The sequence below is a fragment of the Enterococcus sp. AZ109 genome (assembly GCF_051714625.1).
Lineage (GTDB): Bacteria > Bacillota > Bacilli > Lactobacillales > Enterococcaceae > Enterococcus_A.
Genome location: NZ_JBIOSF010000001.1, coordinates 2,240,154 through 2,266,213, shown reverse-complemented (window position 1 = coordinate 2,266,213; position 26,060 = coordinate 2,240,154). Strand labels below are relative to the sequence as shown.

Annotated in this window: 29 protein-coding genes; 6 read left to right on the top strand and 23 right to left on the bottom strand. The window is 40.8% G+C overall.

The genetic code is table 11. The features are described 5' to 3' along the window. Positions 1-16: 16 nt before the first annotated feature. The 3 genes from IGI42_RS10840 to IGI42_RS10830 are packed head-to-tail and all read right to left on the bottom strand — an operon-like array spanning position 17 to position 2,612. Positions 17-460: a hypothetical protein gene (locus IGI42_RS10840; RefSeq protein ID WP_438715870.1), complete on the bottom strand. Its 444-nt coding sequence runs from the start codon at positions 458-460 to the stop codon at positions 17-19. Continuing rightward, positions 457-897: a hypothetical protein gene (locus tag IGI42_RS10835; protein ID WP_438715869.1), complete on the bottom strand. Its 441-nt coding sequence runs from the start codon at positions 895-897 to the stop codon at positions 457-459. Before IGI42_RS10835 ends, IGI42_RS10840 begins: the two co-directional genes overlap by 4 nt. Beyond that, the gene (locus IGI42_RS10830; RefSeq protein WP_438715868.1) at positions 897-2,612 is read right to left on the bottom strand and encodes a hypothetical protein; all 1,716 of its coding nucleotides are present in this window, start codon (positions 2,610-2,612) and stop codon (positions 897-899) included. The genes IGI42_RS10835 and IGI42_RS10830 overlap by 1 nt, the downstream gene beginning before the upstream one ends. Positions 2,613-3,066: 454 nt before the next feature. Between IGI42_RS10830 and IGI42_RS10825 the strand changes: the two genes are divergently transcribed. From IGI42_RS10825 to IGI42_RS10815, 3 genes are all read left to right on the top strand, one after another. Beyond that, complete coding sequence (locus IGI42_RS10825; RefSeq protein WP_438715867.1) at positions 3,067-4,893, top strand: VWA domain-containing protein; 1,827 nt, start codon at positions 3,067-3,069, stop codon at positions 4,891-4,893. 175 nt (positions 4,894-5,068) lie between these two features. Beyond that, complete coding sequence (locus tag IGI42_RS10820; RefSeq protein WP_438715866.1) at positions 5,069-5,443, top strand: hypothetical protein; 375 nt, start codon at positions 5,069-5,071, stop codon at positions 5,441-5,443. Positions 5,444-5,707: 264 nt separating this feature from the next. Continuing rightward, positions 5,708-6,250: a biotin transporter BioY gene (locus IGI42_RS10815; RefSeq protein ID WP_438715865.1), complete on the top strand. Its 543-nt coding sequence runs from the start codon at positions 5,708-5,710 to the stop codon at positions 6,248-6,250. A gap of 49 nt (positions 6,251-6,299) precedes the next feature. On the opposite strand, the gene IGI42_RS10810 is transcribed toward IGI42_RS10815, so the two are convergent. The 13 genes from IGI42_RS10810 to IGI42_RS10750 all read right to left on the bottom strand — a co-directional run bounded on the left by IGI42_RS10810 (position 6,300) and on the right by IGI42_RS10750 (position 17,918). Continuing rightward, complete coding sequence (locus IGI42_RS10810) at positions 6,300-7,082, bottom strand: class I SAM-dependent methyltransferase (RefSeq protein ID WP_438715864.1); 783 nt, start codon at positions 7,080-7,082, stop codon at positions 6,300-6,302. A 150-nt stretch (positions 7,083-7,232) separates the two neighbouring features. After that, positions 7,233-8,447, bottom strand: coding sequence for an ABC transporter permease (locus IGI42_RS10805; protein WP_438715863.1), 1,215 nt, complete (start codon positions 8,445-8,447; stop codon positions 7,233-7,235). After that, positions 8,437-9,123, bottom strand: coding sequence for an ABC transporter ATP-binding protein (locus IGI42_RS10800; protein WP_438715862.1), 687 nt, complete (start codon positions 9,121-9,123; stop codon positions 8,437-8,439). Before IGI42_RS10800 ends, IGI42_RS10805 begins: the two co-directional genes overlap by 11 nt. Beyond that, a complete protein-coding gene (locus tag IGI42_RS10795) occupies positions 9,120-9,941 on the bottom strand; it encodes an efflux RND transporter periplasmic adaptor subunit (RefSeq protein ID WP_438715860.1) in 822 nt (273 codons plus the stop codon). The genes IGI42_RS10800 and IGI42_RS10795 overlap by 4 nt, the downstream gene beginning before the upstream one ends. 207 nt (positions 9,942-10,148) lie before the next feature. Beyond that, complete coding sequence (locus IGI42_RS10790; protein ID WP_438715859.1) at positions 10,149-10,982, bottom strand: lysostaphin resistance A-like protein; 834 nt, start codon at positions 10,980-10,982, stop codon at positions 10,149-10,151. Positions 10,983-11,070: 88 nt separating this feature from the next. Then, a complete protein-coding gene (locus IGI42_RS10785) occupies positions 11,071-11,931 on the bottom strand; it encodes an ROK family protein (RefSeq protein ID WP_438715858.1) in 861 nt (286 codons plus the stop codon). 50 nt (positions 11,932-11,981) lie between these two features. After that, complete coding sequence (locus tag IGI42_RS10780; RefSeq protein WP_438715857.1) at positions 11,982-12,881, bottom strand: ketose-bisphosphate aldolase; 900 nt, start codon at positions 12,879-12,881, stop codon at positions 11,982-11,984. Positions 12,882-12,896: 15 nt separating this feature from the next. Further along, positions 12,897-13,751, bottom strand: coding sequence for a class II fructose-bisphosphate aldolase (locus IGI42_RS10775; protein ID WP_438715856.1), 855 nt, complete (start codon positions 13,749-13,751; stop codon positions 12,897-12,899). 15 nt (positions 13,752-13,766) lie between these two features. After that, positions 13,767-14,849: a PTS fructose transporter subunit IIC gene (locus tag IGI42_RS10770; RefSeq protein ID WP_438715855.1), complete on the bottom strand. Its 1,083-nt coding sequence runs from the start codon at positions 14,847-14,849 to the stop codon at positions 13,767-13,769. Between the two features lie 18 nt (positions 14,850-14,867). Then, positions 14,868-15,182 carry a PTS fructose transporter subunit IIB gene (locus IGI42_RS10765; RefSeq protein ID WP_207671762.1) on the bottom strand — a complete coding sequence of 105 codons (315 nt, stop codon included), beginning with the start codon at positions 15,180-15,182 and terminating at the stop codon, positions 14,868-14,870. A 64-nt stretch (positions 15,183-15,246) separates the two neighbouring features. Then, the gene (locus tag IGI42_RS10760; RefSeq protein ID WP_438715854.1) at positions 15,247-15,732 is read right to left on the bottom strand and encodes a PTS sugar transporter subunit IIA; all 486 of its coding nucleotides are present in this window, start codon (positions 15,730-15,732) and stop codon (positions 15,247-15,249) included. After that, positions 15,732-17,204: a BglG family transcription antiterminator gene (locus IGI42_RS10755; RefSeq protein WP_438715853.1), complete on the bottom strand. Its 1,473-nt coding sequence runs from the start codon at positions 17,202-17,204 to the stop codon at positions 15,732-15,734. The genes IGI42_RS10760 and IGI42_RS10755 overlap by 1 nt, the downstream gene beginning before the upstream one ends. 237 nt (positions 17,205-17,441) lie before the next feature. Then, a complete protein-coding gene (locus tag IGI42_RS10750) occupies positions 17,442-17,918 on the bottom strand; it encodes an S-ribosylhomocysteine lyase (protein ID WP_438715851.1) in 477 nt (158 codons plus the stop codon). A gap of 475 nt (positions 17,919-18,393) precedes the next feature. Here IGI42_RS10750 and IGI42_RS10745 point away from each other — a divergent pair, with 475 nt between their 5' ends. Beyond that, complete coding sequence (locus IGI42_RS10745) at positions 18,394-18,912, top strand: DUF2975 domain-containing protein (protein ID WP_438715850.1); 519 nt, start codon at positions 18,394-18,396, stop codon at positions 18,910-18,912. Between the two features lie 23 nt (positions 18,913-18,935). Continuing rightward, entirely contained in the window at positions 18,936-19,145 is a 210-nt protein-coding gene (locus tag IGI42_RS10740; protein ID WP_438715849.1) for a helix-turn-helix domain-containing protein, read from the top strand. Between the two features lie 42 nt (positions 19,146-19,187). Here the strand turns inward: IGI42_RS10740 and IGI42_RS10735 are convergent, their stop codons facing one another. The 4 genes from IGI42_RS10735 to IGI42_RS10720 form a co-directional block, all read right to left on the bottom strand. Beyond that, positions 19,188-19,925 (bottom strand): 3-oxoacyl-ACP reductase, encoded by a 738-nt coding sequence (locus IGI42_RS10735; RefSeq protein ID WP_438715848.1) that lies wholly within the window; start codon positions 19,923-19,925, stop codon positions 19,188-19,190. Then, positions 19,922-20,143, bottom strand: coding sequence for a DUF2829 domain-containing protein (locus IGI42_RS10730; protein WP_207671755.1), 222 nt, complete (start codon positions 20,141-20,143; stop codon positions 19,922-19,924). The genes IGI42_RS10735 and IGI42_RS10730 overlap by 4 nt, the downstream gene beginning before the upstream one ends. Then, positions 20,140-20,754: a DUF1054 domain-containing protein gene (locus IGI42_RS10725; protein ID WP_438717038.1), complete on the bottom strand. Its 615-nt coding sequence runs from the start codon at positions 20,752-20,754 to the stop codon at positions 20,140-20,142. Before IGI42_RS10725 ends, IGI42_RS10730 begins: the two co-directional genes overlap by 4 nt. A 214-nt stretch (positions 20,755-20,968) precedes the next feature. Continuing rightward, positions 20,969-21,940, bottom strand: coding sequence for a helix-turn-helix transcriptional regulator (locus IGI42_RS10720; RefSeq protein ID WP_438715847.1), 972 nt, complete (start codon positions 21,938-21,940; stop codon positions 20,969-20,971). 357 nt (positions 21,941-22,297) lie between these two features. Between IGI42_RS10720 and IGI42_RS10715 the strand changes: the two genes are divergently transcribed. After that, entirely contained in the window at positions 22,298-23,032 is a 735-nt protein-coding gene (locus IGI42_RS10715) for an MIP/aquaporin family protein (protein ID WP_438715846.1), read from the top strand. Between the two features lie 104 nt (positions 23,033-23,136). Here IGI42_RS10715 and IGI42_RS10710 read toward each other — a convergent pair whose 3' ends face one another. The 3 genes from IGI42_RS10710 to IGI42_RS10700 form a co-directional block, all read right to left on the bottom strand. Next, a complete protein-coding gene (locus tag IGI42_RS10710) occupies positions 23,137-24,135 on the bottom strand; it encodes a zinc-dependent alcohol dehydrogenase family protein (RefSeq protein ID WP_438715845.1) in 999 nt (332 codons plus the stop codon). 323 nt (positions 24,136-24,458) lie between these two features. Further along, the gene (locus IGI42_RS10705) at positions 24,459-25,415 is read right to left on the bottom strand and encodes a Gfo/Idh/MocA family protein (RefSeq protein WP_438715844.1); all 957 of its coding nucleotides are present in this window, start codon (positions 25,413-25,415) and stop codon (positions 24,459-24,461) included. 19 nt (positions 25,416-25,434) lie between these two features. Continuing rightward, entirely contained in the window at positions 25,435-26,052 is a 618-nt protein-coding gene (locus IGI42_RS10700; protein WP_438715843.1) for a TVP38/TMEM64 family protein, read from the bottom strand. Positions 26,053-26,060 lie beyond the last annotated feature (8 nt).

The window sequence follows — 26,060 nt, the reverse complement described above, 5'->3', positions numbered from 1 at the left end:
TCTTTTTCCCCCTTGCTTAACTATTTACTCGATTATTGCGTACCAAACTCATCAGTTTTCCAGTCCTGTCTGATTTAGCACTCTCTTCTAAAGATTTTTGAATTTGATCTCTTTGGTCATTCACTAATTTGACTAAATCTTTCCGAACGTCATCAGGGATTGCAGAAAGATCCATAAAAGATTGAATCATCACCAATTCTTTTCGCAATGTTAGGATCGATTGTACGATAGAACCTTCTGTTCCTCGGGCGCGTGAAAAGTTCAATTGAAACTGATCTGTTGCCTTTTGAATTCTTTCTGAAGCAGCATCGGTCAACCGTTTGATAAATCGGTCTGCTACCCCTGCTTGCCACTGCAGACTTCCGTTTTTCATTAACTCAAGCGTTTCTGAATCATTTTTACCAGATTGAAAACACTCAATTATATCGATCCATTCACTATATGTTCTAGGTGTTTTCATATGCTCCGTTTTCTCCTTACTACCGTATTTGGGGGCACGATATCCCATTTAGGAAGGCCCAGGGCAAGCGGATTTTCTTCTACTTCTTCCTCTTCCTCAACCATTGTATTAAATTCAAAAACTAAGGGTTCTTCCTCTTCTATTTCTTGAATTACTTCTAAGTGTTCTACTTTAAGTTTTTCTTCTTCCTTATCAGCACCTGTGTATTTTTCATCAGTAAATGGCAGTTTTCCTATTGTTGTTAGAACCGTTTCTTCAACATTTAAGCTTTCTACCGTTTCTAAAGAAACTTGTTCTTCAGTTTGCTTTTCGCCTTCTCCTTTTTTACTAGGGGCTTCCTCAACTACAGATTCAGTTTTACTTAATTTTGTCCCACATTTGAAACAAAAATTCGCTGTTTCACTCTGAATATCATATCCGCAACTCTGACACTTCATTATTTTTTCCCTCCTACATTCACTTTTCTTTTTTCACCTGATAGTGATTGAATATAGTGTTCTGGAGAAAGTTGGTTCAGAAATGCAAGAACTTTTTTACTATTTTTATCTTCTTTTTCGAAATCCTTTCTAAAATCAACAATTTCAGCTATCATCGCCCGTACGATCTGTTGTCCAGCTATTTTTCTTTCTTCCATTTCTTGGGTAACCTGTTCTCTTTGTTGAACGACTTGCTTGTTTTTGCTATAAGTAGTCCACGCAAAATAAGCTCCTGCAATTGCTGCTATCCAACCTAATGCACCTAGGAAGATAATTCCTATAACACCGATCGCTATTCCTGCGTAAATCCCTAGATTCGAAGTCACTAATTCTTTTAAGCGTTGCTCTTTCAATATATCCATATGTCGAGCATATTGCGACACCAGTTCAGTCTCATTCGATCCATCTACCGTGACTGCCGAAAATCCGTCTATGGATAGTTCAATTTGATGCGGCACTCGTGAACGATTGGTAGCTACAACATCATTGTATGCGTCAGTGATCCAATTTTTAGAAACAGAGATCGCATATTTTTGTGTCGAGTAGCTAGCATTTGAACTTTCCGGTTTTAAAGCGGCATCAGTCAATAATTGAGAATAATCTTTCTTTTGATCTAGCGCTGTCTCTTCAACTTTCATCTCTTGATTGGCTAGTTGCATATTTCCACCATTTTGTACCACTAAATGATTTAGTAGTTCCTCACGGCGAAGGGGTGTTTCTTCGTCATCGAAGCTAGAGACTAAAGTGAACAAAATATCGTCTAGTTGTTCTTTTAATGAACGAGTCGAATTAGGTTGCTGGAATATATTCACAAAATAATTAAGTAAACGTTCGTGTAGCAAAGCCCCTTTATATACATCTAGAATCCTAGGATACGTTGGACTGTACTTTTCCAAGTAAGGATAATTTAATTGTGGATTGTGTGGTCGATATAAATTGATAGCTTGAGACCATTGATCGATTTGCTGTTCTGTAAATCCAGGTTTTTCAGTTATTTTTTCTAACCAATTTTCCAGTTGTCTAGAAACTAGTCCTTCTGAGTCCACTCCTAACAAACCACTAGCGAATGCATCAATGATAATAATCGTCTGTCTATCAAGACTCTCTTCTTCTTGAGTCGCTAAATAACGAGATACCCACTTTAGACTAGCTTGTTTTCTGCCAGCTCGGCGACAAATTAGTGCAAAAAGCAAAGAAGTCTTCTCATCATCTCGATGGATTGCTTCCTTGACTGCCCGCTCTGCTAATTTTTGATCATCATTAATCCAAGCGGAAACAGCTACTGTGCAAGAAGCCAACCAATAATTAGGTGCATTTAGCATCATTTCTTCACTGATAGAAGTGATTGTTTCTTTGCGAATGACTTCGAGATCATCTGCTTGAAGAATGCCTAAAGTTGTCCTACGAACTTCTTCGTAATGACCGTAAGTAGACTCCAACTCCTGACGAATTTTCACCAATCTGGTTTCAGCAACAGACAAGTTATGTTGTCGGTTTGCTTGGTCTACATAATTATGGAATTCCTTAGCTAAATCTGCGAGTTCTTGATAGACTGTTCTCAAATTATTGTCAACAGTTCCTATCCGATCATCAACTAATTCCATCCGTTGGTTGATCGCTTGTAAGCTTCCTTCAATGTAGCTCAAATTTGCTGTGCTAATCGCTTGATCTGCCATATAAACAACTCCTAACTTTTAATATACTCCTTATAAAAAAATGACAAGTTTCTAAGTTAAGAAAGCTTGTCATGTTTTACTACTCACTAATTATAACCTTTATAGATACCCTTACCTACTAGCATCGAAATTGTAATTACCCAAATTAATTTGAACAGTATTGATGATTGTTTTAGTTTAATTGATAATTCGTTCTATCGATAATCTTCTTGGATAATCGAATTACCACGACGCTTTACTTTTTCGCTCGTATTTCTTAACAAAAAAAGAGCATAAAAGAAGAACCCATTTCTCCGATTTATTCTCTGTTTTTTCACTTGGAAAATTTACTTTTAAAAGGTGTTGACTAATGAGATTATATCAATAATACTTGTTATATACAAATTATTTTATAACCACATTCTAATCTTAAAGTTCTTTGTCTCACCTGCTTAAAAAGAAATGGAGGGAGAATATGTTTTGCCATAATTGTGGAAAGAAAAATCAAGAGGACGCAAAATTTTGTGAATCCTGCGGAACCAAATTATTGGATGTAGGGACAGGTTACCAAGAAGAGAGTGTCCCTGAACCACCGTTAAAAAATCCTGCAGCAAACAAAGCAAACGCCAATAAAGCAATAGGATTCGTTTTAATTGCTCTCATTTTAGGAGTAGTTATCTTCTTAGGAATCAATTATTTGGGTAACAAAGATGATTCGTCGCTCCATTCAGCACCTACACAAAATTCGAGTTCGGAAAAGAATAGGAACTCTTTGGATATGAAAATTTCTCAAATTGATAACTCCGATTTTCCAAATATGACCCTCTACACCCGGATTCAAAATGAGGATGGTAGTGACTTTGAAGACATAAAAAAAGACTACTTTACAATTAGTGAATTAGGTACTGATGGAAAAACTTATGAGACTGAAATTTCCGAGATTATTCCTCTAGAAAAGGAAAATAGTATGAATATCAATTTAGTCATTGATCGCTCGGGAAGCATGGATGAAAATGGTAAGATGGATAATGCAAAATTAGCTGCAACCAAATTTTTAGATGAATTAATGACCTCTGGGAACAATCAAATAGAGATCACTTCATTTGATGATTATGTATACAACACACAGCCTTTTACTACTAACAAATCAGATTTAGTCAATGCGATTGATTCCATTGAAACAGAAGGACAAACCGCTCTTTACGATGCGATTTATGATGCATTGATCCAAACGAACCGAAAAAAAGGGTCACGTTTCATCATTGCATTTACCGATGGGGAAGAGAATGCTAGTCTTCACTCTGAAAATGAAGTGATTGAATTGTCTCGCTTAACCGGAATTCCCGTTTATATTATTGGTATTGGTTCTTCCGTCAATTATTCGGGGATCAGCAGCCTAGCTGTAAATTGTAACGGACTTTTTTATAATGCGGAAACAACGAACTTATCTACGTTGCTGTTAGATATATACGATGAAATTTATCAAGATCAAAAGAACCAGTATAAAATTTCCTATACGTCACCTTTGCAAGATGATTTAAATGATTACCGAACCGTTACTTTATGTACTAGTAAGAAGAACAGTGTTCCAGGTGAAACGAAACTTGACTACATGCCAAAAGACAATATAGCCAATATCGATCACGCAAAAATTATTTCTCTAATAGAAAATAAGTCTTCCACTGATGATGTCGCTGTGGCTATTGTCGATTTGAATACAGACTTGGAATATCGTGTGGGAAATGCTCGAAGATCTTATGTCGCATCAGGTTTTTATGCACCTATACACATTGTTGCCTCGGATAAAAATCTGGGAAATGCTGAGGCTATGATGAGCAAAATGGATAACGGTGCTGGCAATGCATTGATTGATGAGTTTGGCGGATTAAGCGCCATTAATCGGGCACTTTCTGACAAAGGTTACACACAAACAACATTTAATCGCAAATTTGGTGATGTGGCTTCTAGTGATCGGGGCAACGAAAATTATACTAGTGCTGTGGACTCTGCGAAAATACTAAGAGATATTTATCAAAACGGCGGGTACAAATTGATGAATTGGGAACTTAGCAAAGATGGTATTAGTACACCTAGTAATGCCACTGTTTACGCCCATCGCGGACAAGGGATCGGATCAGCCTATAATGTCTATGCCATTATCGAATCAGATGAAGCAACTTATGGTATTGCTATCATGACTGCCCACGAAGGGTTAAGCAATGAGAAGGCGAAAGAAATTGCTGTACCAATGATCTCAGAGCTGCTTTTAGAAATACATGCAGAAATGACCAAACAGTCATAATAAATAGGAGAGCGCACATGCTTAAATAAACTCCCCAACACCCAAGGAAAATTTCAGCGCTCCTACTGACTAGTTGCATTCAGATAGACAACCCATCCACAGATTCAGCGAGCCAGTCTTTTAGCACTGATGGAAAGTAATACTACAGAATCTAGAGGTCTTTCTGAGGTTGCGCGTGGATTTATCGCAAATTGAATTGGAAAGTCTGTTAACTGAAACACCAGAATGGGTTACTCGAGATAACAGCTATGACGATTTGATTATTTCTTTTGGCTCTTTCAATGAAACGGATGTCTTATTTGGTACTTTGCACAATCACTATGTTGTTATTGATCTGGAGCAACCCCTTACTTTAAATTCTGATGATAGGAGTTTTGATGTACCTTATAGAATAAACGAATTATTGCCTACCGATGCGGAACCTTATCAAAACCCTAGTGTTCATTTCACTATAGGACAAGAAAATGGAACTTATTATTTGAAAGTGTCTCCGCCAGTTCCTACAGGTAACGAAAGTAAATTAACGAGATACCACCAAGAAACTTATTAACAACAGACACTGACGTACCCTTGCTCAAAATCCTTTGTGGATTTTGAGCTTTTTTATTGGCTATGAATATAACCTAGCTCTTTTAATTCTTACCCAGCAACGGTACTACACTGGCTCACACCACTTGGGTAAATTGGTCGTATTTCCATCGTTTATCGCTCTTTTTTTTAATTATAGTAAATTTATGCTTTACTTTTTGGTTAACCCTCGGTATACTTTCGTTAACCAAAACAAAATAACAAGTTAACGAAAGTAGGTATTTAGATGAAATTATCAAGTCGTGAAATGGTGCTAGCAGGAATGTTCGCTGCAGCCACCGGAGTATTAGCGCAATTTACTATCCCATTGGGACCAATTCCTTTAACTCTGCAAACATTTGCAGTTGGTTTTGTAGTAACGGTATTGGGTAAAAAGACTGGGACCTTAGCTATTTTGATTTATTTATTAATGGGTTGCATTGGTTTACCTGTTTTTGCTGGTGGAAGTGCTGGAATCAGCGCTCTTTTCGGTCCGACAGGCGGATTTTTGGTTGGCTTTATCTTTAATGGATTAGTCACTGGCTGGTTAATTGAGAAAACGACGACTAATTATTTTTGGGTAATCTTTGCTAATATCGTAGGGGCCTTCGTCACCTTAGTATTTGGCTCGCTATGGCTAAAAGTTAGTGCAGGAATGCCGTGGGCCGGGGCCTTTTCAGCAGGAATGATTCCTTTCTTAATTCCTGGTTTGATTAAAGCCGTAGCAGCTGGTTATTTAGGCCAATTGGTTTCACAACGTTTGCCTCGATCCTTGTCCTTTTCAAAATAAAAAGAAGCTCAGTGATGAGCTTCTTTTTATTTTGATCAGTTTCTGGGTGCTATTTGGCTTGTAGTAGCCAAGTGGCACCTACAATATCAGTAGCAATATCTTCTGTTTCATTTTCTTGGCTTTGCACATAAGACAAAAACAATTCACGCTTTTCTGGACACTTCTGACTGAGCTCCTCTGCTCGTCGGCGAATCAATTGATTGTTATGCTCATTGCGCTCATTTTCGTTGCTTGTGTCAATTACTTGGGTAGCAATTACTTTAAAACCAGCTTGCTGAAATGCCTCATTCCACTGGTCAAGTGTTAAATAGTCGTAGTTTTGGTAGCGGATGTTTGCTAACTCACCAACTAGATAGGCATCGTCAATTAATAAAAAGCCTTGGTCTTTAATTACTTGTTTCAATTTTTGAAGCAGCTCTGATACTTCTCCAAGCACATCGCCAACAGCTCCAAAAATCGCAATGTCATATTCATGTTCTTGCTCCACTGCTTCATTGACATCACCAACTACAAACTCACACCATTCCTCCACCTGAACTTCGACAGCTTTTCGTTTCGCGTCTTTGATGAAATCTGGCAATAAATCAATTCCTTTAACCTGTACTCCTAGCTTTTTAGCTAAAGTAATCGCTACAGCTCCTTTGCCGCAACCTAGATCTATAACCTTAGTTTTGGCTGAGGTCATGATGTTATCTTGAATTAGTTCCTGCATCACAACTGGTACACTCCCTAATTCCCATAAGTCCTGCAACAAATAAGGCAAATAGGGCAAAAGCTCGGTAGTCTCAGCAGTTAACGAACCAGCTAATTTTTCTTCTATCGTTCTTTTCATTTTTTGATCCTCCAAATTTTTAATTCTTAGTTTAAACATTTTGAGGAGGACTTCGAGCTGTTGGTTAGTTAGGAGAACGGCAATTCATCAGCAAGCCCTTCTTTCGTTTTTATTTTAGTATAGCATATATAAAAAAGCGCTATCTTTGGTTTATCGTAGCAGAGAAACGATATCCTTGCTGGCGGCACTTTTAGCTGGTAGCCAACTGAAAATAATCCCAATGACAACCGATAATCCAAAAGCCAGCAACACTGTAAATAAGTCTGGTTGTACATTTAGCGGAGTAAATATACTAATCAGGAAAGCAAAAAACATGCCCAACAAGTAGCCGATCGTTCCACCAATCAGAGTCAAAGAAATACCTTCTAATAAAAACTGCATCATAATATTTCCTTTGGTGCCACCCATAGCGCGACGTACCCCAATTTCCTTCGTTCGTTCTGAAACAGAAATGTAAATCATGTTCATTACACCAATACCAGAAATAAACAGCGAGATGCCACCCACTACTGAGATCAACAATGTAATACTGGTCAATAAGGTACGCAAGGTGTCTACCTGTCCAGCTAAATCTTGGCTGGAATAACTGCCTAGATCTTTTTGTGTCCCGTAGCTTTTTAACATCGTCTCTGTATCTTTAGTGACCGTTTCAACATTGGCTGTTGGTGTCATCTTGACCTGTACCATTGAACGTTCTTCCGTTTCAAAAAATTGTTGGAAGACATTTTCGGGCATTTCTGCTATTACGTTGTCTTCTTCAGTGGAAATAATGCCGTTACTCTCTCGCTCTGCCATCACACCAACTACCTCAAACAGATGTCCACCAATTAGAATGGCTTGACCAACCAAGGCAGCTGGCTCATCGTCATTGATCGCTTTTGCGGCTACTTCATCAATCACTACCACAGGGTTTTCATTGACACTATCACTCATTTGAATGGCTCGACCGTGAATGACTTCACTTCCAGCATCGGCTAACAGCTTGAAATATCCCCAGCGAGTATCGCTACTAGCATCATCAATCGTTTGTTCGGCATATTTTACTCCATTTCGTTGACCAGTATAATAAGTGGCGGACTCTACTCCTGGTAAGCTTTCAATCCGACTAATGTCTTCTTCAGTAAAGCCGTCTAAGTGATTGGCGGTAAATGAATCATCATTAGGGCTAAAGGTTAATCCGACACTGCCGTCAAATTGATCTAATCCAATAAATTCTGAAGCATAATCTTCAAATGCTCGACCAATTGAAAAAACGGTAATAACTGCTGATACGCCGATGACCAGACCGATCATTGTTAAAAAGCTGCGACGTTTGTTTTTGCCGATCGCTTTAAAAGAGGTCTTCCATACTTCGCTAAACCGCATGCACTACACCTGCTTCCAAGATCTCGCCATCTTTCACCATAATGATCCGCTCACAGTAAGCTGCTGCATCTGGGTCGTGAGTCACCATTAAGATCGTTACTTTTTCTTCTTCGTTTAAGCGTTTAAATAAGTGCATAATTTCTTCCGAAGTGTGGCTGTCTAACGCACCAGTAGGCTCATCGGCTACGATGAATTTAGGATTGCCAACGATTGCTCGAGCGATTGCTACCCGTTGTTGCTGACCACCAGATAATTGTTTCGGCAGTTTGTTGTATTTATCAGCAATGCCGACTTTCTTCAAAGCTTCCATAACTAATGGCTTCGTTTGACGAGATTTCATCCCACCATATAACAAAGGCAACGCAACATTTTCCATGACTGTATTATTTTCAATCAACTGGAAAGATTGAAACACAAAACCAACTGACTGATTACGCAAAGCTGATAAACGCTCATCCTTGTAGCGATAAGCATTTTCTCCATTAAAAGTGTAGCTGCCTTCAAAATCCCCGTCTAAGAAGCTGATAGTATTAATCAGAGTAGACTTGCCAGAACCAGATGGTCCCATAACAGCCACAAACTCATGCTGCTGGATGGTCAAAGAGATGTTTTTCAACACGTGGATTTTTTCCTGATCGGCTGTGTAAAACTTATTGATGTTTTTCATTACAATCATTGAACGGTCACTTCCATCCCATTCTTAATAGCCGTAGCATCTTTAATAATTTCTTCATCGACAGCTAATCCATCTTGCAAAATATAGTAGCCGTTACCTTTTACTGCCGCTATTTGCTTTTCAACAGCTTTATCATCATCCACAGTGTAAACATAATGATTGCCATCTCTTTCTACGACACTTTTGATTGGCAGGTGTAACTCGTTTCTTGGAATCAGCAGTTCCACAGAGTAGCCTACAGGTATCGCTTCATCGGGAACCGCTGAGAAGTTATAGGTAACGACCGAAGAAGTAATTTCTGCTTCAGGTTCATTGTTCATTTCTGCGATATTTGTCACGTGACCAGTAACAATGCGATCATTATTCGTACATTGAATTTCAATTGGTTCATTTAGAGCGACTTTTTCTTTATCATATTCGGTAACAGTACCTTTAATAGCTGATTCTTCACTTTTTAGAATCATCAACGTTTGTTGAGGATCATTTTTCGCATCTTCGTTAATAGAGGTTACAACTGAATCATAAACAGCTCTCACCTGTTCACCCCAGTCATAAGTAATTAGAACTGTTCCCGCTAATACATGATCTCCTTCATTTACGTGAATGGTCCGAACTTTTCCTTTGTCTTCAGCGATTAATACTGTTTGTTTCTTTACTGGCTGGACTTGTCCCTTTAAATGTAAGGGCGTCTGTTTTTCAACCTGGTACAATTCTACGTATTCAGTTTCTTCATTGGCTGTGGCTTGGGTACTTTGATACCAAAAAAAGCCGCCCCCTGCCAATAATACAACACCTAATCCAATTAATAGTTTTTTCATTCTTATCCTCCTTTAATTATCTATTAATAAAATTGTAAGGCGAAACAAGTATTTGTGCGTCATGCAAAAGTATAAGATTGAAGTAGGACTTTAGATGTAGACTTTGGGTAAAAGGGATCAAGCAGTAAAATACGTTTTTTCTTGGTACAAAATGGACCAAATAAATACCCGCCTGAAATTACAGGCGGGTAGTATAGCTGCTGCCATTTAGATGATGGGTTGGAAATGTTGCAGCTTATTAGATTTTTTAGCGTATCCTAATAGTAGTAAACTAAAAATCGTTAGAAAAATTGTGCAGTAAATCGATCCTTCTGCTCCAAATGCCCCGCCGGTTATTACTGCATTGTCACCAACAATCCTAGTAATGAAATAGCCACTTCCCTTAGAACCGCTGACAGGTATTCCCATTATTGCACCTTGCACCCAATTCCAAGTAATATGAACACCTACCGCAGTGTAAATACTATTGGTAGCAAACATGGTTGATCCGATAAAAATACCAGCTAGAAAAATATTGACTAACGACAGCACGGTAACTCCTGGATTGGCTAAATGCAGCAGAGAAAAGATCGCTGCTGCAAATGCTAAAGCTTTGAATGGACCAAAGCGCAGGAACCTGTGCAGTAAAAAGCCGCGGCACAAAAATTCTTCGGTAAAGCCCACCGCAATAAACAAAATAAAATCCAAGACAACATCCCCAATAGCATAATCACCCGAATCTAACGAATATGCACCCGTCAGATAAAGCGGTGCACAGACGATTAGAAAGACCGCAATCCCGATTACTAAGCCTAGCAACAGCTTAGGAAAATCCTTTTTCTGCCACTTAATGCCGTAATCCTGCAACGACAGACGCTCCAATTTGCCAGCCAAAAAGATCCCGTAAGTACAGACGGCAATTTGCACTAACACCCCCAGGGTAAAGCGAATAAATACATTGATATCTCCTAGAACATTGGTGACTAAGCCGCCTAAAAGCATGGCTGCCATAAAAAAGACGAAAGCAATTAGGAAGGACCCAATTGGTTTTAAAATTTTCATAGGTAAACTCCTTCATTTTTCTTTTTATTGTAGCACAGTTTCATTCGCTACCTTCTTTTTTTCAGAGAAGGTTCTGAGACGGACAGAATCAGATCAGTTCCTGTTGCGCAAGCAGCAAAGTCCCCATCAAGCCGCTCTCATCCGGCATTCCCCAGCAGACGATGTAGTCATCAATGTTGGCAATCTCCACGTAGCCGTTTAACAGCTTTGTAAATTGCTGGCGGATTTTTTCCAGCAGATGCGGCTGATTCATGACGCCACCGCCTAAGACAATTTTTTCTGGATTTAAAATTAAGGTGTAGGACATCAAGGCTTGCGCCAGATAGTAGGCCTGCAGCTCCCAAACTGAATGGTCGGCTGGCAGATTCTCCCCGCGGATACCGGTGCGTGCTTCTAACGAGGGACCGGCCGCCAGTCCTTCTAGGCAATCCTCATGATAAGGACAGGTTCCTCCATATGTATCCTCTGGATGTCTTTTGACAAAAATGTGGCCCATTTCGGGATGGCTAACCCCTTCAAACACAGCATTATTCACGACAATGCCGCCGCCGATCCCGGTTCCCACCGTTAAATAAATACAGCTTTGACATCCCCAGGCCGCTCCCTTTTTCAGTTCACCGTAGGCTGCCGCATTCACGTCTGTCGTCCACGCCATCGGAATCCCGTAGCGCTCTTTCAAGTTGCCTAAAAAATCGAAGTTGGTCCAGCCTTTTTTAGGAGTTGCTAAAATATGGCCGTAGTTCGCTTGCTCCTTCTGCACACCAATCGGGCCGAAAGAGCCGACCCCTAGCGCATCCAACGTGAAGTGGTCAAAAAATTGAAAAACACCTGCCAAGGTTTCTTCTGGGGTAGTGGTAGGGATGCTGACTTTTTCGATGATTGTTAATTCCTGATTCGCCACAGCACAAACAAATTTGGTGCCGCCGTCTTCTATTCCGCCAATATACATGGTTTTCTCCTCCAAAAAAGCCAAGGAAAAATTTCCTTGGCTTTGATTTTTTATGCTTGGTCTTGTCTCCAAGGTTGAACATTTCTTTCACGATAAACTTTGGCTTGTCCGATGGAGTTGAACAATTCCATTTTTTGTTTCACCACCGCTTTGGCTGCATCAATACATTCTGGATAAATCGCATTGGCATCCCAAAGTTCGGTAGTTGAAAGAATTTCACGACATTTTTTGTAGAAGGCGTATTTGTAATCCGAAGAGATATTGACCTTTTGAATCCCGATTTGAACTGCTTTAGCAATTTCTTCATCTGGATTCGCTGATCCGCCATGGAGAACCAATGGAATATCCACCCGGTCTTTGATTTCTTGCAATACATCCATCTTCAACTGTGGTTTGATATTTTTTGGATAAATCCCATGAGCCGTTCCGATGGCAACTGCTAAAGTATCAATCCCGGTTTTTTGGATAAATTCATCGGCATCTTCTGGTCTGGTGTAGATCACTTCTGATACGCCGCCTTCGATCGTCGTACCGGTGTTGCCGATGGTTCCTAATTCCCCTTCGACGGACACGCCGATTTTGTGGCAGACATCCACGACTTCTTTGGTAATGGCGATATTTTCTTCAAATGGAAGCAATGAACCGTCGATCATGACTGAGCTGAAGCCGCAGTGGATTGCCCGCATGATGCTGGCTAAGCTGTCGCCATGGTCCATGTGAATAACGAAAGGTACTGAGCTGTTTTTCGCCCGTGATACGGCATATTGGAAGAACTCATCTTTGGTAAAATCTAATTCAGTCGGGTGAACCGCGATAATCGCTGGTGCATCATTTTCTTCCGCGGCTTCGATCACAACTCTTAGGAAGTTACTGTCAGCGACGTTGAAGGCCCCTACAGCGAATTTTTCCTCTTTAGCAATTTCCAGCATTTGATTCATATTGATTAACATTTGGCATAGACTCCTCTATAGTGATTTATTTTTAGAACCCGAAAGCTCTATATACTGTTTGACAACTTCTCTTCCGGCGGCCATCGTGTGATGGATCAGCGTCGGATAATCCACCTCGGGATTGTTGGCCAGCTGTGCTCTTACATCCTCTAGCTGTCCCTTCATAAAATCGGAACCGACATTGATTTTGTTGATGCCTAGTTCGATGGATTTTAAAATGTTTTCTTTGCCGGCACCAGAGCCGCCGTGTAAAACTAACGGCAGGTTGGTAGCGGCCTTGATTTTTTTAACAATGTCAAAGCGGAACTCCGGCACATAGCCTTCGGGATAATTCCCGTGACTGGAACCATAAGACAAGGCTAGGCAATCCACGCCGGTTTCTTGAATGAAACGAATCGCATCATCCGGGTCGGTGTACATTTCGTCATTGGTGAAATGATCGCCGGCCACCGCCCCCATATCGCCAACCTCGGCTTCAACGCTGGCATTGTACACCTGCGCCAGCTCCACGATATTGCGGGTAATCCGAATATTTTCTTCCAATGGATACATGGAAGCATCCATCATGACACTGGAAAAGCCTTCATGGAGACACTGCTTAACAAAGGCAACATCCTGACCGTGGTCCAAATTGATGGCCACTTCCACCTTGGCGTTGTTGGCCATACGGATTATCGGTTGGGTCAAATAACGATGATCCAGATGCTCCTTTAAATGATCCTGCAACAGGTCAACAATGATGGGCGAATGCATTTCTTCCGCTGCTTCGATTACAGCCTTGGCAGTTTCTAGGTTGAAGCAGTTAATCGCCAGCACCGCATATTTTTCTTCATTGGCCTTTTGCAGCATTTCTTTCATGGAAACGTACATGTAATCCCTCCAAGACTAGTTCAATTTAATTGAAGAAAAATCAACATCTTCCTCTTCTTCATCCACAACTTCATTTTCAACTGGCTCTTTCTTCAGAACAAACAATAGAACGCCAGTAACCACGGAACCAATTAATAAGGCTAAGGTAAATTTCAACGGATCAGTCATAGCCGGAATAATGAAGACTCCTCCAGAAGGAACCGGTGAGCCGACACCCCAGCTCATGCTTAAGCCGCCGCCAATTGCTGCCCCAGCTACACAAGAAACGATAACCCGAATCGGATCCACTGCGGCAATCGGAATGACACCTTCCGTGATCATACATAAGCCCATTGGGAAAGCGATTTTGATATTGTCTTGTTCTTCTTTTGAATATTTTGGTTTACGGAAGACACGAGACATTACCCAAGAAATCGTTACACCAAATGGTGGCACCATGGACGCCAATACTTTGACTGCTTCTGGTTCTTGAATCCCTTCCAGCAGCATCCCATCAGCGAATAAGGAAGCGACCTTGTTAACCGGACCACCGAAGTCAAAGGCGGCCATCCCACCAACAATTGAACCAAATAAGAATTTACCAGAGCCTTGCAACCCAACCAAGAAATCAGTTAAGGCTTCGGTTGCCCAAACAATTGGTATACCAATGACAAAGAACATCAATAACCCGATAATTAAGGTAGATAATAGCGGAACAATCATCATTGGCATTAAGCCTTGCGCCCAAACTGGCACCTTTAGATTTTTGACTAAGAATAGTACGAAGAACCCAACCAAGTAACCACCTAGCATCCCGCCTAAGAAACCAGCGCCGATGGAATTAGCGATTAAACCCATAAACAAACCAGGCCCAATCCCTGGACGGTCAGCGATGGAGTAAGCAATCGCCCCAGAAATAACCGGTGCCAACAAGCCCATCCCCAGCACCCCTAAGGAAACCAGTGCATCCGGTACTGAGTAAGCTGCTTTGTAATCTTCAATCACGGCCCCGCCGGTTAAGTTTCCGATGGCAATCAATAACCCCGCTGTAACAACTATTGGCAACATGTAGGAGATTGCCGTCAATGCATGTTTTTTCAGTTGCAGTTTTTTCATCATTATTTTGTCCTCCTTTTTTTACGCCTTCAAAACTTCCTCTTCGATCTTGTTGATTAATCCCTTTGGTGCTTTGATCACCATACTAGTTGGAATCTCAACGACTTTTTTCCCTTTAAAGCGGTCCTTCCCTCCTATCTTGATGTCGGCAGCAATAATCACTACGTCAGCTTCCTTAATGTCTTTGGCAGTTAGTTCATCCTCTGTTCCGATGGTGCCTTGGGTTTCGATGTGAATCTCGTGACCTAAACTTTTGGCTGCTGTTTCCAGCTTCTTCTTGGCAATGTACGTGTGGGCGATCCCTGACGTACATGCGGCTACTCCAACGATTTTCATGTATAATTCCTCCTATTAATAGTTATTAACCTTTTAGTAAAAAACTTTGTTTCGCTGCCGGCTCTTATTCTTCCGGCTCTTCCGATAGCAGCTCCAGCATTTCAGCTTTGGTTTGCGCTGAAACCATGTTTTCGATGAAGTCTTCATCAGCCAGCAGCATCGCTACTTTTTGTAGCAGTTTGATATGCATTGTGTTGGCATCGGTGTTGCGAACTGCGAACAAAATGATCACTCGGACCGGTTTTTCATCCAAAGATTCCCATTCGATAGGTTCTTTTGTTTTGCCAACAACTAATGAAGTTTGACTGACACTGTCTGATTTTCCGTGAGGAATGGCAACCCCATTGCCGATACCAGTCATGCCCTCGGTTTCCCGGAGGAACACATCCTCGGAGAAACCTTTGCTGTCAGTAACAATTCCTTGTGCAGCTAACAGATTCGTCAGCTCTAAAATAGCTTCCTCTTTATTCGTAGCCATCATTTCTAAAGTAATTAACTCTTCAGTAATTACATCAGCGATACTAAACTCTTCCATTGCATATTCTGTCATTATTCAATCTCTCCTAACATTTGTTTTACGCGGTGCTCGTCTTGTTTGGTAAATACTGAATTCACTAAAATGGAAGGAAATTGCATTTCCGTATTCAAGTGAACGGTGGTTAGAACTAAATCGATATTGTGGTATTGATCTGCTTTCTTCTGATATTGTCTAGCTGAAAGGACATCGACAATTTCTAATTCAGGAAAAGCTTTCCGTACTTTTACTTTCAATAACTCCGATGTTCCAACGCCACTGCTGCACATGATGAGTACACGTTTTTTGGAATTGATCATTTCCTTGTATTTCACAAAGTAGAGCGTTAGAAAACCAATCTCATCTTCGGAAATTTCATTGACTTGGAAAACTTCCTGTACCTCTTGACTTACCTGCTTCACTTGGTTAAAGGTTTCGCTGTATTCCAGCTTGATATCACTTAGCAGGTCGTTTTTGACAATGATTTCATTTTTTAAACGGTACAGCATCGGTTCAACGTGGCTGTATAAATCTTGCTGATTTGGTTGCTGATCAATCCTTATTCCCATCTTTTCGCTCATCTTTTTAGAAAAGTAATCAGTCATATCTAAAGCTGTTTGTGACTTTTCTACTAGCTTGATGGGCGTGTTTTCGATCCTAGAAGATATCAAGTATTGAAAAAGGTAAAAAGTTTCACTTTTAGGTAGTATTAGACTTAAATAATCATTCATCTTACCAATGACCTTTTCAGATAGCTGGTACAATTCGTGATAACGTTCAATTAGCTTCTGTTCATCTTCGTCCAATCGTTCAAAAGATTGATCGGCACGAATATCCCCCTCCCGTACCCGTTTAATTAATATGTAGATATGGGAAAATATATTCATGTTGTAGGGATAAACGATCCCACTTTGTAGCTGGTTCTCGATAAATTCCAGCAACGAGGTAATGAAATTGATGTCATAAGCGCTAATTTTGTGCTTTTGAGTAGTAAAATCAGCATCCAGCAGGGTGTTGGTACTCAACAAAACATTCACTACTTTGCGAATCTCTTTCTCATTGCCTTCAACTGAAATTCGCTGATCCTTTTTAATCAGCTCAAGCTGGTAATCTGTTAGAAATTCAGCAATTCGTGTTAAGTCATTGGTGATAACCGTGTCACTCACGTAATAAGGTGAAAAAAGATCGTGAATCAAAACCTTTCTAGGTGATTTGAACAACAAAGTTAGTAAAATTGCATTCCTTCGTTCCCACGGTCCCTGCACCTGATTTTCGCTACGTTTTTGAAAACTTTCTTTTAAATACTTTTCATAATCCAGTCGGAACCCTTTCCCGACTTCGGATACAATAATGTCGCCATTTTCTGATGCTTCGTTAATTTTCTTAATGGTTCGATAAATCGTTTTGGTCGAAACATTGGCAAATTCAGCTAGCTCTTGACCCGTCAACGTCATTCCATGCTTGATAAACAACTCAATCAACTGTGTCTCTCTTTTACTTAGCTGCATTTTGTCAACCTCCTTGTCTTTACTATAAGTGTTTTTTGCAACCGCAAACATTTTCTTGTGTCCACTTATATGGACATAAGAAAGCAAGCGTTTACAAATAGTTATTTGAGCTGCAGCATAAAAATAACTGGTTGCTTCTACCAAAGTCAATGGGACAAATAATGAAAAAGTGCAGAAAAAAAGACAATCCGTTGACACAAGTAATGTGCAAACGGATTGTCTTAAACTAACTATTTTTTATTTAACTACATGTCGCTCAAAAGGATCGTCACTAATACCTTGTTCGATAACCAATTTCGCATATTCTTTTGCACCGAATAGCGAATGATCACGGTAATTGCCGCAACTTTCGATATCCACGCCTTGAACATCTTCCCATTTTGTTTCATTAACAATCGTAGTTAATACGTCGGTCAATGCCTTAGCAACCTCAGTTGAACTGGGTACACCCCAAGTGATCAAGTGAAATCCTGTTCGGCAGCCAAATGGAGAGACATCAATGATACCGTCTAAACGATCTCTTAATAAATCTGCCAGCAAATGCTCTAAAGTATGGATCGCTCCAGTTGGCATTTCTTTTTCATTAGGCTGTAAGAAACGCAAATCATAATTAGCAATTACATCGCCTTTTTTTCCTGCTTCTTCAGCAATCAATCGTACATAAGGTGCTTTTACCTTTGTATGATCTAGGGTAAAACTTTCTACTTCTGCCATGAATATTTCCTCCTCATTTATAAGAAAGGCTTTGTGAACTCGCTCAGCTTTGAAGCAACGATAAAGCTAGCTTACGAAGCCAGACACTAATTAAAAAAGTCCGTTTAACAATATTCGCTGTCAAAAAGACGTTTTAGCATGGTACTACCATTAGAAGAGACACGCTCCCGCAATTCAATAAGAGACGAATCCAAAGCTGTCTACTCATTGATCGGTTTTCCTCAGAGACTTTTTTCTCTTCAGCGGAAATTTATCTATTGCTTTTTTTACTTTACGTGATTCTTTCGATACTGTCAATAGATCCCTCTGTTTCAAGGTTTGATGGTCTAATATTAAAATTCCCAGCATTTCCTGCAAACACCAATTTCGATAATTCGATATATTTTTATCGATATTCGATATATTTTTGTTGACTTTCGTTAAATAGCACGGTATACTCATTTCAAGTTAAACAAATAAAAGGAGTGTACGAAAAATGAATGTAGAAAAAAATGTGTACCGAGGATTGAAAATTGTATTTAGTATTATGATCGGATTAATGGTGATTGCGGCGGCGGGAATTGTGTTGGCGACTGTGCTGATGAATATCCCAAGTATCCATGACCAAATTACCACCCTGACACCTAGTGAAGCAGCCTCCGTTACGGGCTATTTTGCATGGTTCTCCTCACCGTTGATTATGATTACTTCGTTTGCTGGAATTGTTTTGAACATTGTCTTGTTCTACTTTATCCGCCGATTCTTTAAGAACTTGGAAATGGATCGTATCTTTGTGACCGAAAATGTCCTTACTGCTAAAAAAGTGGCCGCAATTTTACTGGTATTGTCTTTTGTTACCGGCTTGCCTGACTTGATTGCTTCGCTGCAAGGACTTGCAACAGATGGTTTCTCATGGGATCTGACTTATGTGATAGGAGCTTCAATCGTCTGGGCTTTGGCAAAGATTTTGGAAAGAGCGAATTTGATTGCGGAAGAAAATGAATTGACGATCTAGCCGCTTCTTAAGGAGGAAAACAAATGATTCAAGTAAATTTAGATGTGGTTTTAGCGAAAAATAAGATGGCTTCCGGTGAACTAGCCAAACGTGTGGGCATGTCCAATGCCAATATTTCGATTTTGAAAACCGGCAAAGCCAAGGCTGTCAGATTCTCTACTTTAAATGAAATTTGTAAAGTCTTAAACTGCCAGCCAGGAGATATTTTGGAATATATTGAAGATGAGGAATAAAACGAAAAGCGAAGAGCCCTGGGCCTTCGCTTTTTTTGCGTCTTATTTCAACATCCAGCCGCCATCCACAGGCAGCACGACACCTTGTAGATAACTTGCTGCTTCACTAGCTAAAAACAAGGTGGCAGTCGCTACTTCTTGAGGTTCTGCCCAGCGTTTCATGGGGGTTTCTTTGGCTACCCACTTGGCCATTTCACCATCTCCGGCAAAGTCCGCCGCATTCATGGGTGTCTTGATGGCACCAGGAGCCAAGGCATTCACGCGAATCCCATCCTTGGCATAATCCAGCGCCAGCTGCTTCGTGTAGCCAACCACCGCATGCTTTGCCATCGTATAAGCGGCCCCACCGCCACCGGCGATCTGCCCAGCAATTGAAGCCATGTTGACAATGACGCCGGCTTTTCGTTCCAGCATTTGGGGTAAAAACAAATTAGTCATGCGATAAATACTGGTCACGTTGGTTTGGAACACCTTCATCCACAGTTCTTCAGATGTGGATAACGTTGGTAAATAATTGTCCAAGATTCCGGCTGTATTGATCAAGATATCCACATGGGGATAACTTTTTAAAATAGTTTTAGCGGTGTTTTCCACCTGTGATCTGTCGCTGAGGTCTACCTGGTAAAAAATCTGGCCCTCTTTTTCAGGGATTGTTTGGCGATCCAAAGCAATCACCGTTGCGCCCTGATCCAGAAAAGCTTCCGCTTGTGCCTGGCCGATTCCGGAAGCTGCCCCGGAAACTACGACAACTTTCCCGGCAAATTCGGAGTAATGGATCATTCCACTAACTCCCAATCATCTGCTAAAATATCGCAGACCGTCGGCGCAAAGCTGGAGAAGCCTTCGTCGGCGGTTTTGATCAGAAAATAAGGGGTTACTGGTGAATTATCATAGGTTTCCCCTTCCACTAAGGTTACGTATAATTCAAATCCGCCCCAACCGCGGCGAATAATTTTGGCACCTTTTTTTAATTGCGGTAAAATTTCTTCAAATGTCATTGTGCTGCCTCCTGAATGATTGATTGATAAATCGGCATTAATTGTTGATAAGTTTCGATCATATATGCTTTGGCTTCTTCCGGCTTTTTCCACAGTGGACTGTCTTTAGGGATGCTGCGCCCAATTTGAAACTCACCTTTTTTCACATCGCGAAATCTTACTAACAGCTTTTCCACAGCTTCCGGAGTTAATTCTTGGGTATCCTTTTTTGTATGATCTCCTGACAATTTGAAATCTGGGGATAAGTTCTCAAATAGTTCCGGCTGATCCAGCATTTTTTGAGCAATTGCCTGTTCATTTTTCGGCTGATCGATGCAGGACAGCCACATAAAGACATATTCCGGCCAAATTCCCAGCTGAAAATGAGGCTCCATTTTGTAGCCGCGTTTTTTGCGACTCAGAGCAGACCAAGTATTTTCTGGGGCATGGGTCGTCCGGCGACGGTGCTGGGCAATGTGGATAAAGAAGTCCTCCTCCACCATTGGGGATAACTCGGAGCTAAAATATTCATTTAGCTCCTGGAACACCGGTTGGATCTCCGTCCGGATCGCCGCCATCCGATTATCCAAACCATCTATCTCAAAAACCTTAAAGCTTTCTGGGGTAAACATCATGTTTGTATCCTCCTGTTGAAAAGTCTGTACAAGGATAGTTTACCTGTTTTGGCGACAAAGAAAAAGACTCGTAGTTCCTTAATTGGAATTTACGAATCTTTTTTGCAGGGCTCTATCTTAACAATTTCACCTTCGATTCTAAAGGAAAAGCCTATTTCACCTTAGAATCGAAGGTTTTTTACCAATTTTCCTTTAAAATGAAAGCCTAAATTTACTTAGATTTACGAACAGGACGAACATATTTCCAGAAACGTTCAGGATAATGATAGAAATAAATCATCCGGCCCGATGATGTGTCATAGGCATACTCGGTTTGGGAGAAGTCAAAGCTGGCCATCGCCTGCTCCACCTTTTCCTCTACACTGCGATTTTCCTGCTCATAATCAAAAGGCCCATGCTCAAAAACTAAATACTCAGCCTCCGGCACATCCATTAAGATCATCTGTTCCGGTACTTTGCCTTGATAATCTGCGGGCAGGCGAACGCCGTAGCTTTCAATCCGCGGAAAACCCCAATCGCATAGCCGGCCAGCAGGATCACTGATGTAGGCCATGATCTGACCGCTGCTGCTGTTGGGCACGCTACCGCCATCATCATCTAAGTTTCCTTTAATACTCTCCAGCAAACCGGTAATGGTGTCACAGTCCTGTCCCGGAATATCGCTTTGCTTTTGCCAAAAATCCCAATAACCATTGCTTTCAGCATTTCGTATGTGTAAAAATTTATGCTCCGGAATTGTGACGAAATACGTTTGAACCGCTTCTGTCGATTTTACCATGCCAATCTCTCCAAATCCTAAAAAGTAGCGGTCGAAGGCACTGAGTTTCGTACGGAGGACCACCGGCTGGGGATTTTTTCGATAGTCCCGCGGTGCAATTCCGTACGTTCCCTTGAAGGCGCGCGTAAATGCTTCATGGGAGGAAAAGCCGTAATCAAAAGCAATAGCCAAAAAGCTTTTCTGGCTGTCCCGCACCTCTTTTAAGGCAAAGGCCAAGCGCCGCTGCCGCAAATAATCTCTAAACTGCATACCGGAAATTTCTTTGAACTTGCGGGTTGTATAAAATTCGGAATACCCCAGCTTACGGGAGAGAAAACGCAGCGTCAACGCCTCATCATTGTAGTTTCTGATCGACCGGTCAATCTCATCAACAATCAACTGAATTTGCTTTTGCCATTCGTACATTTTTTTCACCTCACTTCAACCACCCTACATTTAGTATAGAGAAGCAGAGAGATCGATACTTGATTTTAGTTGCTTTGATGAGGTTACTTAAGTTTCTAAAGTGATTTGGCATTTTTTCTTTAGAAACTTAAGTCAATTTTTCTAATCATCTCTACAAGTTTACCATTCTAACGATCCACTTAATATCTGCATTAGTGTTTAATGCTTAATACACTCATTAAAACGGGAAAAAATTACAGCGTTTGACTATTCCAAAATCACAAGGGTTATCGTTTGTCACAATCCAAAATAAGGAATAAGATATAAAATGGATTTTTTACTGAATTCTTTTACAAAAAAACTTTATAGGAGGTTCTCATGGATTATTCGTTAATGCAGCGTTTGGCGGCCGAATTTATTGGTACAGCATTGTTGATCATGTTGGGAAATGGTGCCGTGGCAAATGTGGATTTGAAAGGTACAAAAGGTTATGGCAGTGACTGGATGTTAATTGCTGTTGGTTATGGGTGTGGGGTTATGATCCCAGCTATGATGTTTGGTTCAATCAGCGGTAATCATATCAACCCAGCTTTCACTATTGGTTTGGCCTTAAATGGTATGTTCCCTTGGGCTGAAGTAGTTCCTTACATTATCGTACAAGTATTGGGTGCAATGGTTGGTCAACTAATCGTTGTTGCCTGTTACAAACCTTATTACGATCAAACCGAAAATACGGCACATGTACTAGGGACTTTTTCTACTATTAACAGTGTTGGTTCTAAATTCAATGGTTTCGTCAATGAATTTTTCGGTTCATTTATTTTATTCTTAGGTGCAATTGGGATTACGAAAGCCCCTTTCTTCCAAGACAATTTAGGTACTGCTCACTTTGCTTTAGGATTTTTAGTTTGGACTTTAGTGGCTTCACTTGGCGGACCAACTGGACCTGGCTTGAATCCAGCACGGGACTTTGGACCAAGATTAGTACATGCCATGCTGCCATTAAAATACAAAGGTGATTCCCAATGGAGCTATGCTTGGGTTCCGGTTTTGGCCCCAATTACTGCTTCAATCGTGGCAATTGCTTTGTATAAATTCTTGTTTATCGCATAAGCATAAAAAAATACCTTAGATGACTGTTTTCCGTAAGGTGTATTGACCTCCAAAAAGTCTAACTTTTGGGGGTCAATACACAGGAGGAGCCATCTAAGGTATTTTTAGGATATTTTTACGACTGCTTTAGTGATTTTTTCTTTATTTTCCCCAGACAAAACGGCTTCGACTTCATCTAGCGCTAACTCATGGGTAATCAGTTTTTCGACATCGATTACTTGATGATCTAAAATACTGATGGCATCTTCCATTACATGGGGATTGATGAAGGCACCTTTAATAATCAACTCTTTGAAATAAACATCATAAGCATTCACTTGGATAGTAGTATCTGGATCACCCACACCAAACATCAGAATTTGCCCGCCGCGTTCCGCCATCTGAATGGCCTGCTCTTGCGTATTGGGACGACCAACACATTCAATGATGACATCGAAAGTTTCGTCGATTTGATCTTTTTCTGGATCGAAAACCACATCGGCGCCGATTTCCTTCAATAGTGGAATCTTCTTCTCGTTATGACCGCTGACGTAAATTTTACCGACATTTCGAGCCTTCAACAGACTGACAAATAATTGGCCGACAAAGCCGTCACCAATTACTAGTGTTTTATAATGTTGTTTGATCTCTAATTCTTGAAATCCATGAACCACACAGCTCACAGGTTCAGTCATTGCAGCCGCTTTGTAGGATAAGCTGTCGGGAATTTTATAGACACATCGCTCAGGCACCGTAACGAATTCTTCCATACCACCATTGCGAGTTACGCCAACTGCCTCTAGATTTTCGCATAAATGAATTTTGCCTTCGTGACAATAGCGGCAGTGTAAACACGGAATGTTGGGATCAACCGTGACCCGATCCCCTACCTTCAGGCTTTCCACTAAATGACCGACTTCCACGACGACACCAGAATTTTCGTGACCTAAAACAATCGGCGGCGTAGCAGTGGCTGATCCAGGCAGTCCTTGATACAAATGCTTATCAGTTCCACAGATGCCTACATATTTCATTTGAATTTTGACTTCCTTAGGTAAAGGCTTAGGTTCTTCAATGTTCTTGATTTCCATTTTGGCAATTTCGGTTAATACTAGTGCTTTCATAAAAGCACCTCCTTGTTTTCTTCAATTGTAACAAGGAGGGACAGCTAGAGGGAAATAGAACGCCTCAGCTAAGTTTTATACAACACATTCAATAATTTGGATTAACAACTAAAAAAACCTCAAGAATAAATTCTTGAGGTCTAGCCCAGTACCATTAAAAATGATAGAAGCAGCTTTCGTCCACTAAATCTGCTTCCGACACCCTGAAATCCGCCAGGTGACTTTCGTCGTTGTGCCTCTGGATCGAAGGATCAATTGTGAAATCTGATCCGCTCGACTCGTCGCATGGACAAACTATAGCACAGATGCTTTAAAGAAGCCAATCATTTCCGAGCTCTGCGATACATTTCTTCAATGATTCTTACAGTTTGCAACGTCATCTCTTTGGTTACTACTGGACTAGTGAGGCGTTTTTGGTTTAAGCAAGCATTGACGTGTTCCACTTCAAACACAAATTCGCTCTGATGATCGGCCATAATTTTCTCCCTGCGACCATCCGGATACGTGACCTCCGCCTCTTTTGTCTTCCAAAAATTCGGAATATGCATCTGACCTTTTTCCCCATACAAAGTAATCCCAGGCGGCAAGTCCAATTCTACAGTTAAAAACATGGACCCGATGGTATTATCAGGAAAAGACAGCGTGACCGAAGCTTGTGTATCGGAAGCATCTAAAGGAAAAACGAGTGATCCAGTGACACTCTTTGGTGCTTGTTGCATTAAAAATTGCATGTACTCGATCGGATAAGTGCCCGCTCCACGAAAAACGCCGCCACCGGCATCTAATGAGTCAAACCAACTGATGTGATGGATGTTAGGATACGCCATTACTGCCTGCATCCAATGTATCTTACCAATTACCTCTTTTTCAAGTAGCTGTACAACCTGAGCAGTAATTGGCAGAAACAATGCTTTTTGTGCTTCCATAAGAAATAGTCCTTTTTCCTCTGCCAGTGCAAATAACTCCTCAGCTTGAGCACTGGTCATGGTGAAAGGTTTTTCCAGCAGGACGTTTTTGTTGTGAGCTAATGCCAATTTAGCAGCATCATAGTGCCCTTTGTTATAAACAGCAACATACACAATATCAATATCTGGGCTTTTGCAAAGCTCTTCATAACTACCGTAGGCTTGTGGAATAGACAGTTCTTGAGCCAGCTTTTCGGCTTTTTCTAAATTACGTGATGCAATAGCGACCACTTCACCCTCGATACTCTCTTTTACGCCAGCAACAAAACGAGGCACAACTTGAGCAGTGCTCAAAATACCATAACGAATAGTCATATGCTTCCTCCTTTTCACCTTAGAATAAAGTTGTTTTGTTCAATACAAATACAATCAAATAACCGTAGCTGGCAACAGACCACAATTTAAAGATCAGCACAATCTTAGCATATTCCTTAAAGCTCAAATCAGTCATACCAGCGACAAGACAAATAATATCATCCGGCAGGAAGGGAAATATGAAGCAAACAATCAATAATCGTCGAATCCCTTTCGTTCGCCGGTGTAATGTATTTTCAAAAGTTTGGTAATTTTTCGGCGACAGGACTAAACGAGCAAACTTGGGACCATAACGATGCGCTAATGCAAATAAAGCAAATTCCCCTATTACTAAGCCGATATAGCTATATAAAATCCCTGGTATATTCCCAAACATCAGCATCCCTACCACTGTCGCAATTCCCCCTGGCAAAAAAGGAACAACCGGCTGAATGGCTTGAACAATAATAAAAACCACTACCGCAAAGCTGCCAAACTGCTTGATGAATTCCTGCAGTTCATGGGGCGAAGCGAACAGTCCTAAGCGTCGCAAATGAATGGTTAATAAAACCAACGCAGCTAAACCAACTGCTGGTGCTAGCTGAATCAATTTTTGTTGCAGAGCAAATTTATGTCGTGCTTTGAATCTTGATGCCATAATTCCTC

What these genes read in the sequence shown, in the direction of transcription:
- IGI42_RS10785 (WP_438715858.1), bottom strand. Translation starts at nt 11,931, where the DNA reads ATGTATATTGGCGGAATAGAAGACGGCGGCACCAAATTTGTTTGTGCT.
- IGI42_RS10745 (WP_438715850.1), top strand. Translation starts at nt 18,394, where the DNA reads ATGAATGTAGAAAAAAATGTGTACCGAGGATTGAAAATTGTATTTAGT.
- IGI42_RS10790 (WP_438715859.1), bottom strand. Translation starts at nt 10,982, where the DNA reads ATGAAAATTTTAAAACCAATTGGGTCCTTCCTAATTGCTTTCGTCTTT.
- IGI42_RS10815 (WP_438715865.1), top strand. Translation starts at nt 5,708, where the DNA reads ATGAAATTATCAAGTCGTGAAATGGTGCTAGCAGGAATGTTCGCTGCA.
- IGI42_RS10755 (WP_438715853.1), bottom strand. Translation starts at nt 17,204, where the DNA reads ATGCAGCTAAGTAAAAGAGAGACACAGTTGATTGAGTTGTTTATCAAG.
- IGI42_RS10730 (WP_207671755.1), bottom strand. Translation starts at nt 20,143, where the DNA reads ATGACATTTGAAGAAATTTTACCGCAATTAAAAAAAGGTGCCAAAATT.
- IGI42_RS10800 (WP_438715862.1), bottom strand. Translation starts at nt 9,123, where the DNA reads ATGATTGTAATGAAAAACATCAATAAGTTTTACACAGCCGATCAGGAA.
- IGI42_RS10805 (WP_438715863.1), bottom strand. Translation starts at nt 8,447, where the DNA reads ATGCGGTTTAGCGAAGTATGGAAGACCTCTTTTAAAGCGATCGGCAAA.
- IGI42_RS10765 (WP_207671762.1), bottom strand. Translation starts at nt 15,182, where the DNA reads ATGAAAATCGTTGGAGTAGCCGCATGTACGTCAGGGATCGCCCACACG.
- IGI42_RS10715 (WP_438715846.1), top strand. Translation starts at nt 22,298, where the DNA reads ATGGATTATTCGTTAATGCAGCGTTTGGCGGCCGAATTTATTGGTACA.
- IGI42_RS10760 (WP_438715854.1), bottom strand. Translation starts at nt 15,732, where the DNA reads ATGACAGAATATGCAATGGAAGAGTTTAGTATCGCTGATGTAATTACT.
- IGI42_RS10720 (WP_438715847.1), bottom strand. Translation starts at nt 21,940, where the DNA reads ATGTACGAATGGCAAAAGCAAATTCAGTTGATTGTTGATGAGATTGAC.
- IGI42_RS10825 (WP_438715867.1), top strand. Translation starts at nt 3,067, where the DNA reads ATGTTTTGCCATAATTGTGGAAAGAAAAATCAAGAGGACGCAAAATTT.
- IGI42_RS10770 (WP_438715855.1), bottom strand. Translation starts at nt 14,849, where the DNA reads ATGATGAAAAAACTGCAACTGAAAAAACATGCATTGACGGCAATCTCC.
- IGI42_RS10700 (WP_438715843.1), bottom strand. Translation starts at nt 26,052, where the DNA reads ATGGCATCAAGATTCAAAGCACGACATAAATTTGCTCTGCAACAAAAA.
- IGI42_RS10735 (WP_438715848.1), bottom strand. Translation starts at nt 19,925, where the DNA reads ATGATCCATTACTCCGAATTTGCCGGGAAAGTTGTCGTAGTTTCCGGG.
- IGI42_RS10710 (WP_438715845.1), bottom strand. Translation starts at nt 24,135, where the DNA reads ATGAAAGCACTAGTATTAACCGAAATTGCCAAAATGGAAATCAAGAAC.
- IGI42_RS10740 (WP_438715849.1), top strand. Translation starts at nt 18,936, where the DNA reads ATGATTCAAGTAAATTTAGATGTGGTTTTAGCGAAAAATAAGATGGCT.
- IGI42_RS10830 (WP_438715868.1), bottom strand. Translation starts at nt 2,612, where the DNA reads ATGGCAGATCAAGCGATTAGCACAGCAAATTTGAGCTACATTGAAGGA.
- IGI42_RS10810 (WP_438715864.1), bottom strand. Translation starts at nt 7,082, where the DNA reads ATGAAAAGAACGATAGAAGAAAAATTAGCTGGTTCGTTAACTGCTGAG.
- IGI42_RS10840 (WP_438715870.1), bottom strand. Translation starts at nt 460, where the DNA reads ATGAAAACACCTAGAACATATAGTGAATGGATCGATATAATTGAGTGT.
- IGI42_RS10750 (WP_438715851.1), bottom strand. Translation starts at nt 17,918, where the DNA reads ATGGCAGAAGTAGAAAGTTTTACCCTAGATCATACAAAGGTAAAAGCA.
- IGI42_RS10780 (WP_438715857.1), bottom strand. Translation starts at nt 12,881, where the DNA reads ATGTTAATCAATATGAATCAAATGCTGGAAATTGCTAAAGAGGAAAAA.
- IGI42_RS10775 (WP_438715856.1), bottom strand. Translation starts at nt 13,751, where the DNA reads ATGTACGTTTCCATGAAAGAAATGCTGCAAAAGGCCAATGAAGAAAAA.
- IGI42_RS10835 (WP_438715869.1), bottom strand. Translation starts at nt 897, where the DNA reads ATGAAGTGTCAGAGTTGCGGATATGATATTCAGAGTGAAACAGCGAAT.
- IGI42_RS10725 (WP_438717038.1), bottom strand. Translation starts at nt 20,754, where the DNA reads ATGTTTACCCCAGAAAGCTTTAAGGTTTTTGAGATAGATGGTTTGGAT.
- IGI42_RS10705 (WP_438715844.1), bottom strand. Translation starts at nt 25,415, where the DNA reads ATGACTATTCGTTATGGTATTTTGAGCACTGCTCAAGTTGTGCCTCGT.
- IGI42_RS10795 (WP_438715860.1), bottom strand. Translation starts at nt 9,941, where the DNA reads ATGAAAAAACTATTAATTGGATTAGGTGTTGTATTATTGGCAGGGGGC.